2 protein-coding genes are annotated in these 993 nt (G+C 61.1%); both read right to left on the reverse strand.

Annotation, left to right across the window (positions count from 1 at the left end; all coding sequences use genetic code 11):
• Positions 1-55: 55 nt before the first annotated feature.
• On the reverse strand, positions 56-427 hold the full coding sequence (gene tnpB, locus L3X40_RS21910) for an IS66 family insertion sequence element accessory protein TnpB (protein ID WP_237367444.1): 372 nt from the start codon (positions 425-427) through the stop codon (positions 56-58).
• Positions 424-825 carry an IS66-like element accessory protein TnpA gene (gene tnpA, locus L3X40_RS21915; RefSeq protein ID WP_237367445.1) on the reverse strand — a complete coding sequence of 134 codons (402 nt, stop codon included), beginning with the start codon at positions 823-825 and terminating at the stop codon, positions 424-426. The genes tnpB and tnpA overlap by 4 nt, the downstream gene beginning before the upstream one ends.
• Between the last annotated feature and the right edge of the window lie 168 nt (positions 826-993).

Genomic DNA, 993 nt, shown 5'->3' on the forward strand with positions numbered 1-993 from the left:
AATCACATGCGTAACGACTGGTCCAGCACTATTGGAACCACCTGGCGCGGATATATCACGCCTTAACGAGCGGCTCGATTTTAGGCGAAATTACGCGTCTTGGAGCGCGCGATCGACGCCAATCCATGCCCGAAACAAGCGCCGCAAGTTGAGCGGCCGTGATCCGGAAACTGCCGTCATGCGGTTGCGGCCAGGCGAACCCTTCGGCGGACTCCGCACGCTTCGTCATGAGCCAGATACCGGTCGAATCGAACCACAAAATCTTCAGCCTGTCCTTCCGCCTGGAACGAAATACGTAAACGACGCCTCCCCAGGGATCTTGCTGCATCTCGTGCTGCACCTTGGCGACGAGCGTATCGATACCGCACCGAAAATCTATCGGCTTGGTGTAGATCAGCACCTTCGCATCACAGCCAGGTCCGATCATCGCGCTCTCTGCAGCGCCGTGATCACCGAGGCGACCAGCGCCGGGTCGGCGCCATGCGCGATCATGACGGTCACGCCGCGTACTTCCATCGCGATCTGCACCAGCGCGTCGGGCAGCAATCGGCCCTCTGCCGCATCTGGTATAAACATAGTTGCCGCCGCGGGTGTCGGTTCGACCACCGCGGGCAGGAACATCGGCGCGTCTTCGCAGGCATCCCCTTCGGCCAGCTCGCGCAGTTCCCGGCGCCACGCATATACCTGGTTGGGGGCCAGGTCGAAGCAGGCGACGATCTCCGCCATGCTGCAATCTGGATCGAGCGACATCGCCACGACGGCACGCTTGTCCTCCAGGCTCCAGCGCCGCCGGCGCCCAGCCCCTGCCACATCCGACTCGCCCATCCTCACCCCGTACAACGAACTCAATCGACATCGCGGCGTAAACTCCAGGCTATAACGATACGACGCAACGTGACCTCGGACGAATGCTCACAATGTCGGAGGCCGTGGCCTGCTTCAATTTGATGGTGACGACCAACCTCAGAATGTCCTCCCAGTGATCGCGGACGA

It is taken from the genome of Rhizorhapis sp. SPR117, assembly GCF_021742065.1.